Raw genomic sequence first — 16,195 nt, 5'->3', positions numbered from 1 at the left:
AAAACTATTTGGATATAACAAACTCCACAATGGAAGAACCATCGGAACTTCGAATTGCGGAAAAAGTAGCAATGGTGCCAACGACTTTTACTTTCATATAGCAATAAGTCATTTCTCCAAATAACTGATATTCGGACCCATACATTTGAGTTGTATCATATTCACCTTCACTGACATTAAGAAATTTTCCGGTCCATGCACGATCACCTAATTCTGTTCTATCAGTTAAATCATCCGTTCCTGCCCCCCCCGTTCCAACAACAAAATGATAAGTTCCATTTGTAGAACTCCGATTGACATAGAATGATTCAAAATGATGATCATGCCCATAAAATACAGCATCAACATGGTGTTTTTCAAAAATAGGTTCGAGTTGATCAATAAGTATGCGATTCGAGCCATAATCACCAGTGGAATACATGGGAACATGCATATAAACAAATTTCCACATATCCGTATTTCGTGTCAAATCTTGATCCAGCCATTCCAATTGGGCGGTGGTCAGAAATGAACCTTGAGGATAGTTATTCACTTGAGAATAAGAATTATTATCAAAATTATCCAATGCAACCATATGGACATTGGAATAGTTATATGAGTAATATAACCCATAATCAGGTGTATTGGGCAAACTTACTTTATTGCTGGGATATTTATATTGAAAAAACAATTTGTAATTTTCACGAAATCCGCAGTTTTCATTTTCACAAGATTGTTCATGATTCCCAGGAACATTCATCCATGGTACGGAAGCCGAGATGCGCCCATAGCCCTTACTATGGAATATAGTTGCCCAATGAGCAGGAACATCATCTCCATTAACTAAATCACCCGCAATGCAAGTAAAATCCATTCCATCGGGATCTTGGACCATCTGAGAAACCATCTCTCGTTCCCCAGCAAATCCTCCTTGAATATCACCCACGATAGTAAATACTGTCGGTTCGCCCGAATCAGGGAGAGGAGCAGTCTTGAAATGATAGATTTCTTTGTTAAAGAGGGGGATTTTGTACAAGTACTCGGAATTGGGAGTAAGATTGGTTAAAATCACATAGTGATGGAAATTTTTGTCATTCAAAGACCATGGTTCTACAGTACTTTCTTGATCCAAATCCAGATGTTCAGGTTCCGTTCCATACACAAGCAAAGCAGGTTCGGATAAGGATGAATCCCAGGCAATTATCATTTCATTATCCCCATGAAATCCGAGATATGGCCCATATTTTTGAGAAAGTCCCGAATTTGCACCCAATGATGGAACATAATATGATGTACTTGCAATTCCTAGGATCAAGAGTAATCCCACACACACAAATGGAGTGGAAGGGATTTTCATCTTTGTTTCGAATTTCGGAGAATTGATTCCTTTTATTGAAGTTTTGAAGCCGACAAGTCCAATTCCAAGGCAAAAAAGAAAGAGAAATAACAGAATCGTTGAAATTCTCCATTCTAAGCCAAAGAAAAAATACGTGAGAACATTGTTTCGAACATATTCAAAAAAAATCACTGGAATCAAAATAGCTAGAAGGATTAAAGCTAGAAATAGAAAGGAAAGCGCCATGCTTATATAAACTCGGCTCTTTTTTTTTTTTAAAGTAAGATTTTTCATGTTTATCCTAAGATTTTATCAATTTTGTTAGATTACTTAAAAAAAATTCTATAGATTTCCCGTCAATAGCAAAATAATTACAAGGATTACCAAAAACACAAATCCGAGACCTGCGATTTTCTCGGTTGGAATAATTTTTTTCTTTTTATAAGTGAAAATTGCAATAAATGAAGTAACCCCCAGTAAAATCACTGTCAAAATTAAATTTCCAATAATTTCCGGAGTGATCCCCAGATCTGTGCCAATAAACTGTTCAATCAGAAAACTGGGAATCTCGGCCAAAAAGTACATCAGAAAAGGATTAACCCCATAAGCACGCAAATAGGATAATTCCAAATTCTTCTTCCGATCAAAAAATATAAAGATATTCATCCCCAATATAGTCACCCCACAAGAAATAATAACGTAAGTTAATGATACTTGTCGTTTGGCCGCTTCCATCCCCGGAATAAACGCGATGAGAACACCCAAAACAAGGAAAAATATTCCTAAGATGAGCACATGCTGATATTTCTTGTCTTCTTCAATAGTGGAGTCAAAATACAGATATTCCCCGATGGCAGATGCCATAACACTTATCGCGATATATCCAAAAAGCGTTCCAAATATGCCTCCATGATTGGATGCAATTGCATACGCCCGTAATCCAGTCGTAAGGAGCAATACTTGATATAAACTTGCCCAGCATAATCCAACTAGAAACCTGAGGTGTACTTTCTTAATGAACAAAAACGGAGTTGTTAGCAAATACGTAACTGCGATGCTAATGACAACGTCCCATCGAATCACAATAAGGTCATCACGTTCTTGCATTAGCCCTCCATCCGCCATGACAATTAAAAATCCAACCGCGAATAAAGCCAGAAAGCGGATCCCTATATGAACTAATGATTTTTGAATTCCAACACTTTTTTGGCGTTTTTTAAAGGCAATACCCATGGATAATCCTATAATAAAAATAAAAGCCGCCGCCCCCACATCATACAGAGTCATATAGGTGGCTTCGCGTCCTGCATGAGCAAGGAAGAATTCTAGTACAGAACCGCTTTCGATTTCAACATCAATAGCTACCGTAAGAACTAATCCAAGCATTATTGCTCCTCGAACTTGATCAATCCATCGTAATCGAGGAGAATTCCATTGATTTTTAGAAATTAAATTTGGAACGTCATCTGAATTTTCATCAATTTTATGTTCTTCCATAATTGAATCTCGAAGTTGGTTCATATAAGGATTTATTTTCTGATCTCACGAAATGTTATCTATGAGTGAATATGAGTATGATGACCAAATTTGGCCATTAAATTGCTCTTGGATTTATCCTCGTGAGGGAAATACAAAAACAATTTTGAAGGTGATGGTCATTTGTGCCCATCCTGATGATGCAGACCTTCTAACCGGAGGTTTAGCGTATAAGCTCACATCCCGAGGCCATAAAGTCAAGTATATTTCTGTTACAAACGGAAATTTAGGACATTATGAAAAAGATCAAATTGAATTAGCAGCAATTCGCCAAAAAGAAGCCTTAGTTTCAGCAAAAATCCTTGGAGCGGAGTATTCTTCCTTAAATATTGATGATGGTCATGTGTATGTCAATCGGGAACAAACCGAAAAGGTAGTCAGAATCATTCGTGAATTTGATCCTGATTTGGTTATCACTCACCGACCGAACGATTATCACCGCGATCATCGCTATACCAGTCAATTAGTTATGGATGCGAGTTATATGTTGATAGTTCCTCATTATTGTCCCGGTACTCCAATTTCAAAAACTCGGAAGATGCCCGTGATTTGCTATGCTTATGATGATTTTCAAAAACCCTACCCTTTCATACCGAATGTGATGCTCGACATTACTGACGAGTATGAGCGGAAAGGTGCCGCCTTAATTAATCATGAAAGTCAGATGATGGATTGGTTACCTTGGACCATGAATATTGAGGATCAAATTCCCGAGGATTATGATGTTCAAAACCGTTTAGAAGTCTTGGAAATGTTGATTATTTCAGTGTTTTCCCGTATTATTTCAGATTACAGAAAACTATGGAAGAAAGGGTTTCCAAATAAAAAAATCAAAAAAGCAGAAGCTTTTGAGTTATGCGAGTATGGTCGCCAACCTTCAGCTCAAGAATTAAAGGAATTATTTCCCGGAGCATATATTCCACCAAAACGAGTTCTAAAGGAGTTTCTTAAATAAAGGAGGATATGACATTGATTAAACCACAATATGAACACGGGGTACCCATGATTTCATGGAAAATATATGAAGATGATTATTTTGACCGCCATTTAGTGCATGAAGCAGTAGAAAAATGGGCTAAAGAAAAACCAAAGGAAATTGCATTTGTTTCTGTCAACACGGGACAAGAATTTTCATGGAAGGAATTTGACGATCACTCCACCGCGCTAGCATTGAAGCTAATCGATCTAGGGATTATGAAGGGTGACTTCATCGCAACATCTCTGCCTTTTCTCCCCGAACATATCTTTTTAGAATATGCGTGTTTCAAAATAGGGGCGATCCATGTTCCCTTAGATGTTCGATTAAAACCAACTGAAGTTGTACGATGTTTGACATTGGTTAAAGCGAAAATGTACTTTCATTTAGGAGAAACAGATGTAGCAGATTTCGCCGCAATGACAGAAATTATTCGGGATAACGTGGATTTTGTCAAATACTTTGTACAATTCAGCAAGCCAGATCAACTGATAGAAGAATTTGGAGAAGAAAAAATTATTTCGGCTTGGGAATTTGCTAAATCTGCTCAAGATCTATTTAAGAAATCTCAAATAGCTGAAATGACGGAATTAACAGCAAAATATAACCAATATCATAGTAATGTGCAGGAAACAGATGGATGCCAAGTAATTTATACGACAGGATCCACCGGATATCCTAAACCAGCCTTACTATCGCATCAAGGGATCACAGCCCAAAATTTATGCATGGGTTGGGGTTTCGATATGCACTATGAAGATTTGATTATGCTCGTTAACTTGCCTCCGAGCCATGTCGGGGGACAAGCAGAACAATTGATCACGACCTTCTTCTTCGGTGGCAAAGCAATTGTTCTGGATTTATTCAAACCCGATTTAAGCCTAGAAGCTATTCAAAAATATAAGGTCACAGCACTGGGTCAAATTCCAGCGCTCTTCAATTTAGAATGGAGATTACCCAATTATAATACTTATAATCTTTCTTCTCTAAAATTCGCCATTTATGGAGGCCAATCTGTGTCGCGTCCCTTTTTAGAAAAATTAAATCTTATGTCACCCAAAATGGGATCGGGGCTAGGATTAACAGAATTATCAGGTATGGCAACATACACCCCCATTGACAGCAGTGTGGATGATATTGTTGAAGGAATCGGCTACGCCATGCCGATTACTCCAATAACGATTCGTAAAAAAATGGAACCGGATGGCACCTCGGGTAGCGAACTTTCAAAGGGGGAAGTCGGAGAAATTTGTTTTTCAGGACCTCAAGTCTTTTTGGGTTATGTAAATGATGAAGAAAATACACGAAAGACGATTTCAACGGATGGATGGTGTTATACGGGGGATGTAGGGTTTTATGATGATAAGGGTCTACATTTTGTGGGTCGGGCGAAATTAATGATTAAACCAAAAGGATTCAATGTTTACCCTCCAGAAGTGGAAAGTTTTCTGATGGACAATCTTAAAGAGCAGGTCGAGACAGTTGGTTTAATTGGCTATCCCCATGAAGTCTTCGGGGAGGGGATCATTGCCTTTGTCGAGAAACGCAAGGGCAAATCTATTACAATCGAAGAAGTTGAGACGGTTTCCAAGGGATTAGCCGCTTATAAACGGCCATCCCTCATTATTATTTTAGAGTACAATGATATGCCCCTCAATCGTTCGGAGAAAGTAGACTATGTATCTTTGAAGAATATGGCGAATCAAAAAATACGAGAGATTCGAGCAAATGGGGGCTGGGATCAGTCCAGGGAATAACTTTTTTAATTTATTTTTTTAAGCTCATTTAGAAAATTATCATGAAATAGCTATAAAGAAGATATTTCAGAAAGATCTTTAGGGCGATCACAGTCAAATCCATTGAAAATCAAAACGAAAAAACTATAGAGACGATATTTTAGAAAGATCTTTTGGGCGATCGCAATCAATATTTTGGATAGTGGCAATTTCTACTACGAGAAGCTGTACAGGAATAATGGAAAAGAGAGGGTGAAAAATTTCGCTGCATTTTGGAATATCTATTGCAATATCCAAGTCAAGTGTGTCATCGATAGGATTTTTTATGCCTAAAATAGTTACACCACGTTTTTTTAATCGAGAAATCAATTTTACAATATCTTTATGTCGGGATTCCGCTTCAGGTCGCGGAATGATACATAATACAAACGCATCCCGAGGATCTGAAAGAAGAGTAATAGGACCATGAGGTGTTTCAGCAGTAGAAAAAGCTTGAGAAAAAATTCGAGCACCTTCCTTTAATTTTAAAGCGGCTTCCATGCAATTAGCATAATCAGGACCCGCTCCAATAACAAAACAATTTCGAGAAAACTTGAAAAATGGGGCAATTGTGCGAATTTCTTTATGAAAAAGAGGCAAAGTTAGTTCAATTAATTTGGGGACTGTTTTAAACTCATCCCAGATAGAATTGTATTCATCATCTGAGATTTTTTTTCGCAAGAAAGCCAAATCAATAGCTAAAGCCGCTAACACAGCCAATTCAGAGATGTAAGTTTTGGTGGCTAAAATACTTTCTTCTGGACCTGCTTGGGTAACCAAAGTCCGATGGCCTGCAATCTTTGTAATTGTACTGGACTCATTATTAGTGATAGCGATAACATGGGCCCCCTTGTCCTTTGATTTTTGAGCAGAATATACAGTTAATTCGGATTCTCCAGATTGACTGATACATATCGCAACATGCTTTGGAGCTATGATGGGTTCAATAAGATAAGGAAATTCAGGCGCTAATTCACAATGGGTAGGAAACTTTGCAAGTTGAGAAAACCAATAGGTTGACACCAATCCCGCGTGATAACTCGTACCAGAACCAAAGATATAGATAGATACACATCCACTACTAATTATTCCTCGGGAAATCTCACGTATAAGGGCGCGATTTTGCTTTTGGAAAACAGATTTTTGTATAGCCATTGGAACTTGCCAAATTTCTGAGATTGTTTTTTTTCCTAGTTTTGTTTCTATTATCATTTACATTTCCCATTAATAATTTTTCTTATAATATTATGAATGAGCTTATTAGGAAATAAAGATAAGTAAAAAAGTAAGAATATGGCATTGATTTCATTTTTGGGGGGGATACTCAGTGGAATATTGATAGAAAAGTTACAAAAATCTGTATTTCATGGAATGCGAATCCGAAGAATAGAAAAAAATAAGCAACATTGGGTGCAATCCCAACAAATTACGCGTAAACAAGAGAAAATCTTGATGGATGATGGTCGCGAATTGCAAGGTTACATATATTCTTCTGATGTGACTCCCGAAACCGCTCCCAGTATCATTTTCTTTCATGGACTCGGAGGATTTGCCCAAGATTATAATTTTGAAGTATTTTTAAGTTCTTTATGCCTTGCAGGGTATCGAGTTTTTGCGTATGATTTTCGTGCTTCTGGAAATTCTCGAATAGCAGGAGAACCACATATTTTGAAAACTTTGAGTGAATCGTTCGTTCATCGGGTTTACCAAGATGTTCCTTTCGCCTTTGAATGGGTATATAATCACATCGGAGTGGATCAACAACATATTTTCGCTATCGGAGCTTCCTTTGGAGGTTCTATGGTTTTATCGCAACTTCTTCATGAAGAACGGGTCGGGAAAATTATTGCCCTATGTGCCCCCCATGATTCGCGAGTCATGTTTGAACAACACTTCAAGCAAGGGTCTTTTTTTAAACGCATGCTTTACAAATCAGTTGTACGTCACATTCCTGACGAAGAAGCATTCTTAACCGCATTTCATGAAGAATCCCCAGTGTGTCAAATCAAGGAGGAAGTCTCATATGGAAATCGTATTTTTCTTGCCCATTCAAAAAACGATAATGTTGTGTTGTTCAAAGAAAATTTTGAGCATAATAAGTTTCAAATGCGATTACCTGATGTTAATTGTATGGTTTTTGATCAAGGAGGTCATGAATTCGCTGGAAATCAAGCCCCTCTCATGGCTCGGATCCTTTTTTGGTTGCAAAACTAACTTCACAAAATAAATATAGGCTTAATTTAACATGGTTGAACAATTTAATCGAATAATTTTTCCTGTGGAATTTTTAACCCCACACCAAATGATAGAGAAGGGTGCAATTGACGTACTGGCAAAAACAGGGACCTATTGCGCAATGAGAATTCTTCCAAAGGATCTGGAAGGGGAAGATTTTCTACAAATGATGGAAAAATTCCGCGACCTAGGAATTGAGGGACATATGATTCCATGGCCTTTACTGGATGTGGAAGATGGCTATTATGCCAATGAAATCACGGTCGAATTATTCCATGCTTTAGTCCAAAATCTTTTGGAATGGTATAAAGATCATGGTTTCGCGATCCCCGAAGGAGTATTAGTAGATTTAGAACCCCCTACCGATCCAAAAGAAGCAAAAATCGCCGAGAAAATCCGCAAGGAAACAGATAAAGTGAAATCAAAACGGAAAAAGAAGAAAATTTGGAAAAAAATAAAAGAAAAAACGGGATTGGACAAGCTGGCGGGTATCAATGGCTTTATAAAAACGGTCAAAACGAACATGAATAAAGAACGATTTGAAGCTTCCTTTGCAAAATTTACCGCGATGCAAGAAATGATGCATGAATACGGTACGAAGGCAATTGCGGTTGCATTACCCTTAGCTTATGAGGACCATGTTGATGGTGATTTCCGGATTCAAGATTTTATGACAGTGCCGGTTTCAACAGTGGATTGGGATCAAATCAACTATATGATCTTTAACACAGATTATGTTTCTGCATCGAAAGGGATTGTATCTCATGAGGATTATCGGCATTTGATACATGTCTATGCCAAAGAATTTGTGGAAAAATATGGAGCAGAAAAAGCTTCCATTACATTAGGCATAACAAATCTGGGAGTCGCAGATGTTCGAGCAGTTCAAACGGATCCTAAATTGTATAAAATGGAGGCTAGTGCATTATTAGCTGCAGGATTAACAGATTTAGGAATTTATGCTTTGGATGGGATTATGGAACAAAAAAATCCCGTGAAGTGGATTGAAACAGTTCAATCAGCGCGGGCTTCGGACTTTGTCATCGATCCCGAGAAAATTCGATTTGCTCAAGAAATCCGCCGTGTATTCCAAGCGGTTGATTTTATTTCTCCCTCGATCCTCTATTTAATTGAAAGCGAACGCTACAAAAAAATCCTCAAACTGGCTGTTTTGGGTAAATTATAATTCTGTTTTAGAAAACTATTTACAACGATCTTTTTTTTCCATCATAATAAAGTCTAATACATATTGATATTTACTTTAAATTCTCATGAGTTTTCCAGAACAACATATCTTTAATGAAAATCCAATTACTAACCTCAAATCTCTTAAAGCCAATGCCTATTCTGGTCGAGGATTGATTATTGGAAGATCTCCGAATGGGCAATCCCTCATTCAAATCTACTGGATTGGCGGAAGATCAGTTAATAGTCAAAATCGTGTCTTCTATCAAGATGAGCAAAATTTTGTACGGACTAAAGCCTTTGACGAATCAAAATTAACTGATCCTTCATTAATAATTTATTTTCCGATCAAACATCTCCAAGATTGGCACATTATTTCGAATGGAGATCAAACGGAAACAATTTATGAAGCCTTACAAAATGGAAAATCTTTCGAGGATGCTTTAAATATGAGGAAATATGAACCGGATCCTCCAAATTTTACCCCCCGAATTTCAGGTATTGGATATTCAAGTTCAAAACATGTTGGTTACACCTTGTCAATTTTGAAGTCATTTCAAAATAAACCTGAATATGCATTGCGACATTATTATAATTATAAAAAGTCAATTCCAGGTCTGGGGCATGCAATCACGACCTATAAATCGAATGGGAATCCTCTTCCATCATTTTATGGCGAACCTTTTGTCGTAGAGATATTCGACGACATTACACAAAACATTGATACTTTTTGGAATGCATTAAATCCTGAGACCAGAGTCGCCCTTTTGGTGAAAATGGTAGATCTCTCCACAAAAAACATTACAATTGAAATAAAAAATAAGAACTAAGAAAGAAATCTTTTATTTTTTTTATAGTTGAAATTCTGATGCATTATCATCCTGAGATAAAGGTTTTCTTCTTTTATATTGGATTATGATAACGGATAAAAATACGAAAAACGTTCCCAACCCGATACGCCAACTAAATTGTTCATCCAGGAATAAAATACTGAAAGAAGCTGAAATAATGGGCATAATCAGGGTAAAATACGCAATATATTCTGATTTGACTTCTGGACCGCTAAGTCCAATCATGTGAAGTAAATAAGCTAATCCTGTGCAGATAAATCCGAGATAAAGCAAAACAACCCATTGGAGGGTTGTTAATTGATTAACTTGATCAAATAATCCTGTTCCAATTGAAATTCCAGACAAGAATATCCCCCCAAACATAAGAACTGACGTTGTGAGATATTTTGGTTTAATTTTGACAGCTAAAGGTTTCGAAAATGCGGTATAGCTACCCCAACAAATGAAAGCAATAATGGATAATAAATCACCTTTAAGCGTATTTGTTGAAGATGACGCACTTGAACTGGTGATAATTAAGACGACCCCAAAAATTCCGGTAAGGACACCCAATACGAATTTTAATTGCGGTTTTTGTTTAAACACGAGAAAATTTATGAGTACCACCCAAATTACTGAAGTTTGGGCAATAATTGATTGATTAATCGCTGTAGTATATTGTATTGCATAAAACTGTATTGTATAAGAAAGAGCAAAGGGACCCAGCGAAAAAAGAAAAAGGGGCCAGAAATTTTCTTTCAAGGATTGGAGCCATGGTTTGATCTCTTTTTGAATCGCAAGAATAACAAATAAGAGGGAAAATCCCATCAAAGATCGAAGGAAAACAAAGGAATATGAGGAAAGGGGGGGAAGAACCATTTTTCCGAAAGGAAAGGTCAAACCCCATAATACAAAAGCAAATAATGCAATTATGTAATGGAATTTTTTTTTCATATACGTGAAATTAAAATGAAAAATTAGTTATAAGATAGAGGAAAATGAAGTATTTTTATGCAAAAAAATAAGCACAAAAGAAAAAAGTGTTCGATATAAAGTATTTATATGCAAAAGAAAAAAGCGATTGGAGTTGTATTTCTGATAATTTTTATCGGATTTGCGGGTTTTGCAGCATATTGGGTTACTGATTCATCAGATCCCATGGAAGAAGCGTTGAACGTCATCAAATCAGATGCGGATGTTTCTGTGCAAGCAGATAAAAATATTGCTTTTACGCCTGTTAATTCAACCCCTACAACAGGCATTATATTCTATCCTGGGGGAAAAGTGGAACCCGAAGCGTACTCGGTCTTAGCTAAATCTATAGCGAGTCAAGGTTATCTTGTTGTGATTGTTTCGATGCCATTGAATTTAGCAGTTCTTGGAGCAAATAGAGCGGAGGATATCATGACAGAATTTTCATCTATTTCTAATTGGGTGATGGCTGGACATTCGTTGGGAGGATCTATGGCAGCAAAATATACTTTTGACCATCCTGAAGATGTTCAAGGATTAATATTACTTGCTTCCTATCCAACTGACTTTAATAATTTATCCAAATTAGAAATTCCTTGTGTGTCGTTGTATGGAGAATTCGACACTGTACTTTCGAAAGATATTCCCTCTACAGCATCATTATTACCCTCGAATCATACCATTCACATGATTGCTAGTGGTAATCATGCTTATTTTGGATACTATGGAGAACAGAAAGGAGATGGAGTTGCAACTATTTCCCGAAATGAACAACACAATGAAACAATAAATTATATCTTAGCTATGCTCGCCCATCTTTAATTTAGTTTAATTTTCTTTGAAAAATACATTTTTTTAGTTTAAAACTATAGTAACTCCATATATTCATGTACAATATTCACCCTTTGATTTATGAAATAAACACATGGCCATGGTTGAAAGATTTGAGTAATCAGTATGGGGTTCAGATCTTTTTAGATAACTTACCAGAGGAGATCATCATCCAAGAATTAGCCAGTTATGATGCAATTTGGCTTATGGGAATATGGGAACGAAGTCCACAGGGACGAAAAATTGCCCAAACTCATCCTGGCTTGCAAAAAGAATATCAAAGAGTTTTGAAGGATTTAAAAGATGAAGATATTGTTGGCTCGCCCTACGCCATCTATAATTATCATGTTGATCCGCAGATTGGAACTGATGCCGGTCTTCAATCACTAGCCAAACGACTTCATGAACACGGAATTAAAATTATAGTCGATTTTGTGCCGAATCATCTAGCTTGCGATCATAAATGGCAACAAAATCACCCCGAATATTTTATTCAAGGCACTGAATTTGATTTAAAAGAGGAGCCAAAAACATTCTTCAAAAGTGAAAATGGTATATTTGCTCATGGAAAAGATCCATATTTCGATGCTTGGACAGACACACTCCAATTCAATGCATTCTCTCAAGAAATGCGGAATGAAGTTAAAAAATTATTAAAATGGATCGCCACTTTTGCCGATGGAGTTAGGTGTGATATGGCTATGTTACTCAATACCAATATTTTTCAACGAACATGGAATATTAAAGCAAAATATCCTCTAGTTCAAGAATACTGGAAAGAAATTGTGACGGATGTCAAGCAAAAATATCCCAATTTCATTTTTATCGCCGAAGTCTATTGGGATTTGGAATGGGAATTACAACAATTGGGATTCGATTTCTGCTACGACAAACTCTTATATGATCGCTTACGCCAAGGAAATATTGATTCTATCAAGGGACATTTAAAAGCTGACTTGAATTACCAAACCAAACTTGTTCGATTTATTGAAAATCATGATGAATCCCGAGCTTTTGAAATATTCGGGCCTAAAAAATCTAAATTATTAGCTACATTCCTTTATACGCTTCCAGGAGCGAGATTACTCCATCAAGGACAAAGGCAAGGAAGAAAAATTAAAATTCCTGTGCAGTTAGGGAGAATTCCGAATGAAATTAATCAAACTTGGTTGGATGAATATTATGGCACACTGATTGATTTGAATCTTTTTGATTCATCCTCTGAGGGATCCTGGCGCCAAATTTCCACCGATCTACTGTCCAACCAAATGGAATTATATCCTATAATAGCTTATTACTGGAATTTCCCTTCAAAAATCATTTTGGTACTATGTAATTTTGCAGATTATGATATAATTTCTTCTCTACCTATATTAAACTTCAATCCTCTCAGGAAAAACTTAAAATGCTCAAAAATTTTAAACAGTGAGGAAGGATTTATGGAAGTTAAGACCGTAAATGACTGTAAAGATGCGATAGACTTTGCAATTCCCAAACTGACGGGGTCAATTTATATTTGGAATAAAAAATAACTTCTGTGTACACCTAATTTATGGATTAAAAACAGGAGAGAGTATTTTTTCAATTTTAATTTTAGTTTATTAATTCAAATCTCCAAAAACCTAAGAAAACTTGTGATCCGTTTTAAATAAAATGTGGATAATTATTTAGTAACGAATGAACCCCCCTTATATTGCTTATAAACTGCATACAGATGGAACTATCGTGTCTATTCCTGCAGAAAAATTGAAAAATTCTTTTATTAATATAAATATCATAGCAGTTTACTTTTACCATCAAAAACGGCTTTACATTTGGATTGGTGAACGAGTTTCGCGTGATCTTCAAAATAAAGTTCCAATGATCGAGGGGCAAATTTTAGAACGAAATCCAGATATTACAATTCTGCGTCATTTTACCGTTGAAGGTCTACGTCTTGAGACAATGGATTTCTTACAAATTCTAAAAATTTCACAAGATGAATTCCAATCCCATATCGATGAATGGGATCAATTTGAAGCAGAAATATTAGAAAACATTGAGAAACATAAAATTGAAGTATCTCAGTATTTAGCTAAAAAGCAATTTGATGAAGCATTGATAGAAACTCGAAAAATAATTGAATATGCAGATAAGATTAAAAATGTAGCTTTAATTGAAGAATATGAGGAAATTGTCAAAAATATAAACAGAACAAATATTTCGGAGAAAGAAAAGAACATCTCAGAAAAATGTTCACAAATCCAAACATCCTATGAAAAATTTTATCAAGAAAATGCGTTTTTAGAAGCAAAGCATGTGTTAGAAGAGATTTTAAGAATACTAGAAGAATCGGATGACTCCAGCTTAATCCGGTTTTGGAAAAATTCACAAGTCAAATTGAAACAACAAGAAGAAATTTTTAACGCCCAAGAGGCAAAACGGCAAAAACAGGTCGCAGAAAATAAATTAAATGCAGATTATGAACAATTAGTAGAATTAATTAAGAAAAACGAACTTGATGAGGACTGGGGATCAGGAATAACTAGTGCGAAAGAGATTCTTAAAATTGTTAAAAAATTAGAAAAATTTGAAGAAATAAAGACTTGGAATCAAAAAATAAGTCAATTTGAAGATAATATAAGTAAGAAGAAAGAAAATATAATTGAGAGCGAGAAAAAAGCGCGGGAAGAAGCCGAACAGAAAGCGCGGGAAGAAGCCGAACAGAAAGCGCGAGAAGAAGCCGAACAAAAAGCGCGGGAAGAAGCCGAACAGAAAGCGCGGGAAGAAGCGGAACAAAAAGCGCGGGAAGAAGCGGAACAGAAAGCGCGAGAAGAAGCCGAACAAAAAGCGCGAGAAGAAGCCGAACAGAAAGCGCGAGAAGAAGCCGAACAAAAAGCGCGGGAAGAAGCCGAACAGAAAGCGCGAGAAGAAGCCGAACAGAAAGCGCGGGAAGAAGCGGAACAAAAAGCGCGGGAAGAAGCCGAACAAAAAGCGCGAGAAGAAGCCGAACAAAAAGCGCGAGAAGAAGCCGAACAGAAAGCGCGGGAAGAAGCCGAACAGAAAGCGCGAGAAGAAGCCGAACAAAAAGCGCGGGAAGAAGCCGAACAGAAAGCGCGAGAAGAAGCCGAACAGAAAGCGCGGGAAGAAGCGGAACAAAAAGCGCGGGAAGAAGCGGAACAGAAAGCGCGAGAAGAAGCCGAACAAAAAGCGCGAGAAGAAGCCGAACAGAAAGCGCGGGAAGAAGCCGAACAGAAAGCGCGAGAAGAAGCCGAACAAAAAGCGCGGGAAGAAGCCGAACAGAAAGCGCGGGAAGAAGCGGAACAAAAAGCGCGGGAAGAAGCGGAACAGAAAGCGCGAGAAGAAGCCGAACAAAAAGCGCGAGAAGAAGCCGAACAGAAAGTGCGGGAAGAAGCGGAACAGAAAGCGCGAGAAGAAGCCGAACAAAAAGCGCGAGAAGAAGCCGAACAGAAAGTGCGAGAAGAAGCCGAACAAAAAGCGCGAGAAGAAGCCGAACAGAAAGTGCGAGAAGAAGCCGAACAAAAAGCGCGGGAAGAAGCCGAACAAAAAGCGCGAGAAGAAGCCGAACAAAAAGCGCGAGAAGAAGCCGAACAGAAAGTGCGAGAAGAAGCCGAACAGAAAGTGCGAGAAGAAGCGGAACAAAAAGCGCGGGAAGAAGCCGAACAAAAAGCGCGAGAAGAAGCCGAACAGAAAGTGCGAGAAGAAGCGGAACAAAAAGCGCGGGAAGAAGCCGAACAGAAAGTGCGAGAAGAAGCGGAACAAAAAGCGCGGGAAGAAGCCGAACAGAAAGCGCTGGAAGAACGCGAGAAGCAACTTAAAGAAATAAAGAAAAAGCTGCGAGCCCATGAAAAAGCGGGAGAATGGCCTTTTGCTATTGCTGAGTGTAAAAAATTAGTTATCTTGCTAAAACAACTAGAGCTAGAAGATCAGCATATTAAATTCGTCGAAAAGCTGCAAAAACTTGAAATCAAAGAGGAAGAATGGAAGCAAGAAGTCAAAACGCAATATAAAAGTAGGCCCAAAGAATTTGATGATATTGATATTTCTACATTTAAGGAAGAAGAGCTAGACGTAAAAAATTACTTAGAATTCCTTCGTGAGGCGAACACAAGTGAAGCCCGACGACCATTCAAAGCCTATGACCTTCTATTAAGATGTTTGGCGATTATTAAAAAATCTCCAGAAAAATTTTTAGAGTCATATCCTAAACGAAAAAATGATAAAATCACCTTAGAAAAACGTCTACATTCAGTAGGGGCTAAAGTTGAAGATATCACATAGGTTTTAGATAGAAGGAGATATATTTTCTTTTTTCAAATCTTTTCCCTTATCTTTTTATATACTTTTCAAATAAAAGAAATGATTTTTTATGAGAAGAAACCTTATTTCCTTTGTTTACAACCCTTGATGATTAACCATGTTTAAATCCTTTTCTTCTTCTGTTAAATGCGCATGTGTCCAAGTATCTCAAGAATTTCAATTTTGTTGTTGTAATTAGCCTTAAGCAAGCAATTTCGCGTTATTATGAAAGCTGGCTTAA

Annotated in this window: 12 protein-coding genes; 8 read left to right on the top strand and 4 right to left on the bottom strand. The window is 37.1% G+C overall.

Features of this window, described 5'->3' with window-relative positions; all coding sequences use genetic code 11:
- Positions 1-4: 4 nt before the first annotated feature.
- On the bottom strand, positions 5-1,561 hold the full coding sequence (locus NEF87_RS14360) for a purple acid phosphatase family protein (RefSeq protein WP_457916349.1): 1,557 nt from the start codon (positions 1,559-1,561) through the stop codon (positions 5-7).
- Positions 1,562-1,657: 96 nt separating this feature from the next.
- Positions 1,658-2,812 carry a hypothetical protein gene (locus NEF87_RS14355; protein WP_457916348.1) on the bottom strand — a complete coding sequence of 385 codons (1,155 nt, stop codon included), beginning with the start codon at positions 2,810-2,812 and terminating at the stop codon, positions 1,658-1,660.
- 61 nt (positions 2,813-2,873) lie between these two features.
- On the opposite strand from NEF87_RS14355, the gene NEF87_RS14350 reads away from it, so the two are divergent.
- Both NEF87_RS14350 and NEF87_RS14345 read left to right on the top strand, forming a co-directional pair.
- Positions 2,874-3,806, top strand: coding sequence for a PIG-L deacetylase family protein (locus NEF87_RS14350; protein ID WP_457916347.1), 933 nt, complete (start codon positions 2,874-2,876; stop codon positions 3,804-3,806).
- Between the two features lie 8 nt (positions 3,807-3,814).
- Entirely contained in the window at positions 3,815-5,584 is a 1,770-nt protein-coding gene (locus NEF87_RS14345) for a class I adenylate-forming enzyme family protein (RefSeq protein ID WP_457916346.1), read from the top strand.
- Positions 5,585-5,707: 123 nt separating this feature from the next.
- On the opposite strand, the gene NEF87_RS14340 is transcribed toward NEF87_RS14345, so the two are convergent.
- The gene (locus NEF87_RS14340; RefSeq protein WP_457916345.1) at positions 5,708-6,814 is read right to left on the bottom strand and encodes an SIS domain-containing protein; all 1,107 of its coding nucleotides are present in this window, start codon (positions 6,812-6,814) and stop codon (positions 5,708-5,710) included.
- A gap of 81 nt (positions 6,815-6,895) precedes the next feature.
- Here NEF87_RS14340 and NEF87_RS14335 point away from each other — a divergent pair, with 81 nt between their 5' ends.
- From NEF87_RS14335 to NEF87_RS14325, 3 genes are all read left to right on the top strand, one after another.
- On the top strand, positions 6,896-7,816 hold the full coding sequence (locus NEF87_RS14335; protein ID WP_457916344.1) for an alpha/beta hydrolase family protein: 921 nt from the start codon (positions 6,896-6,898) through the stop codon (positions 7,814-7,816).
- Positions 7,817-7,847: 31 nt separating this feature from the next.
- Entirely contained in the window at positions 7,848-9,023 is a 1,176-nt protein-coding gene (locus NEF87_RS14330; protein WP_457916343.1) for a hypothetical protein, read from the top strand.
- 85 nt (positions 9,024-9,108) lie between these two features.
- Positions 9,109-9,852, top strand: coding sequence for an IMP cyclohydrolase (locus tag NEF87_RS14325; protein WP_457916342.1), 744 nt, complete (start codon positions 9,109-9,111; stop codon positions 9,850-9,852).
- A 21-nt stretch (positions 9,853-9,873) separates the two neighbouring features.
- On the opposite strand, the gene NEF87_RS14320 is transcribed toward NEF87_RS14325, so the two are convergent.
- The gene (locus NEF87_RS14320) at positions 9,874-10,806 is read right to left on the bottom strand and encodes a DMT family transporter (RefSeq protein ID WP_457916341.1); all 933 of its coding nucleotides are present in this window, start codon (positions 10,804-10,806) and stop codon (positions 9,874-9,876) included.
- Between the two features lie 108 nt (positions 10,807-10,914).
- Here NEF87_RS14320 and NEF87_RS14315 point away from each other — a divergent pair, with 108 nt between their 5' ends.
- From NEF87_RS14315 to NEF87_RS14305, 3 genes are all read left to right on the top strand, one after another.
- Entirely contained in the window at positions 10,915-11,646 is a 732-nt protein-coding gene (locus NEF87_RS14315) for an alpha/beta fold hydrolase (RefSeq protein ID WP_457916340.1), read from the top strand.
- Positions 11,647-11,711: 65 nt separating this feature from the next.
- Positions 11,712-13,187, top strand: coding sequence for an alpha-amylase family glycosyl hydrolase (locus NEF87_RS14310; RefSeq protein ID WP_457916339.1), 1,476 nt, complete (start codon positions 11,712-11,714; stop codon positions 13,185-13,187).
- 145 nt (positions 13,188-13,332) lie between these two features.
- The gene (locus NEF87_RS14305; RefSeq protein ID WP_457916338.1) at positions 13,333-15,936 is read left to right on the top strand and encodes a hypothetical protein; all 2,604 of its coding nucleotides are present in this window, start codon (positions 13,333-13,335) and stop codon (positions 15,934-15,936) included.
- Positions 15,937-16,195: the final 259 nt, after the last annotated feature.

Origin of the sequence: Candidatus Lokiarchaeum ossiferum (genome assembly GCA_025839675.1) — an archaeon.
GTDB classification, from domain to species: domain Archaea; phylum Asgardarchaeota; class Lokiarchaeia; order Sigyniarchaeales; family Promethearchaeaceae; genus Lokiarchaeum; species Lokiarchaeum ossiferum.
The sequence above is the reverse complement of the archived record's forward strand: the minus strand, read 5'-3'. Positions and strand labels throughout refer to the sequence as shown.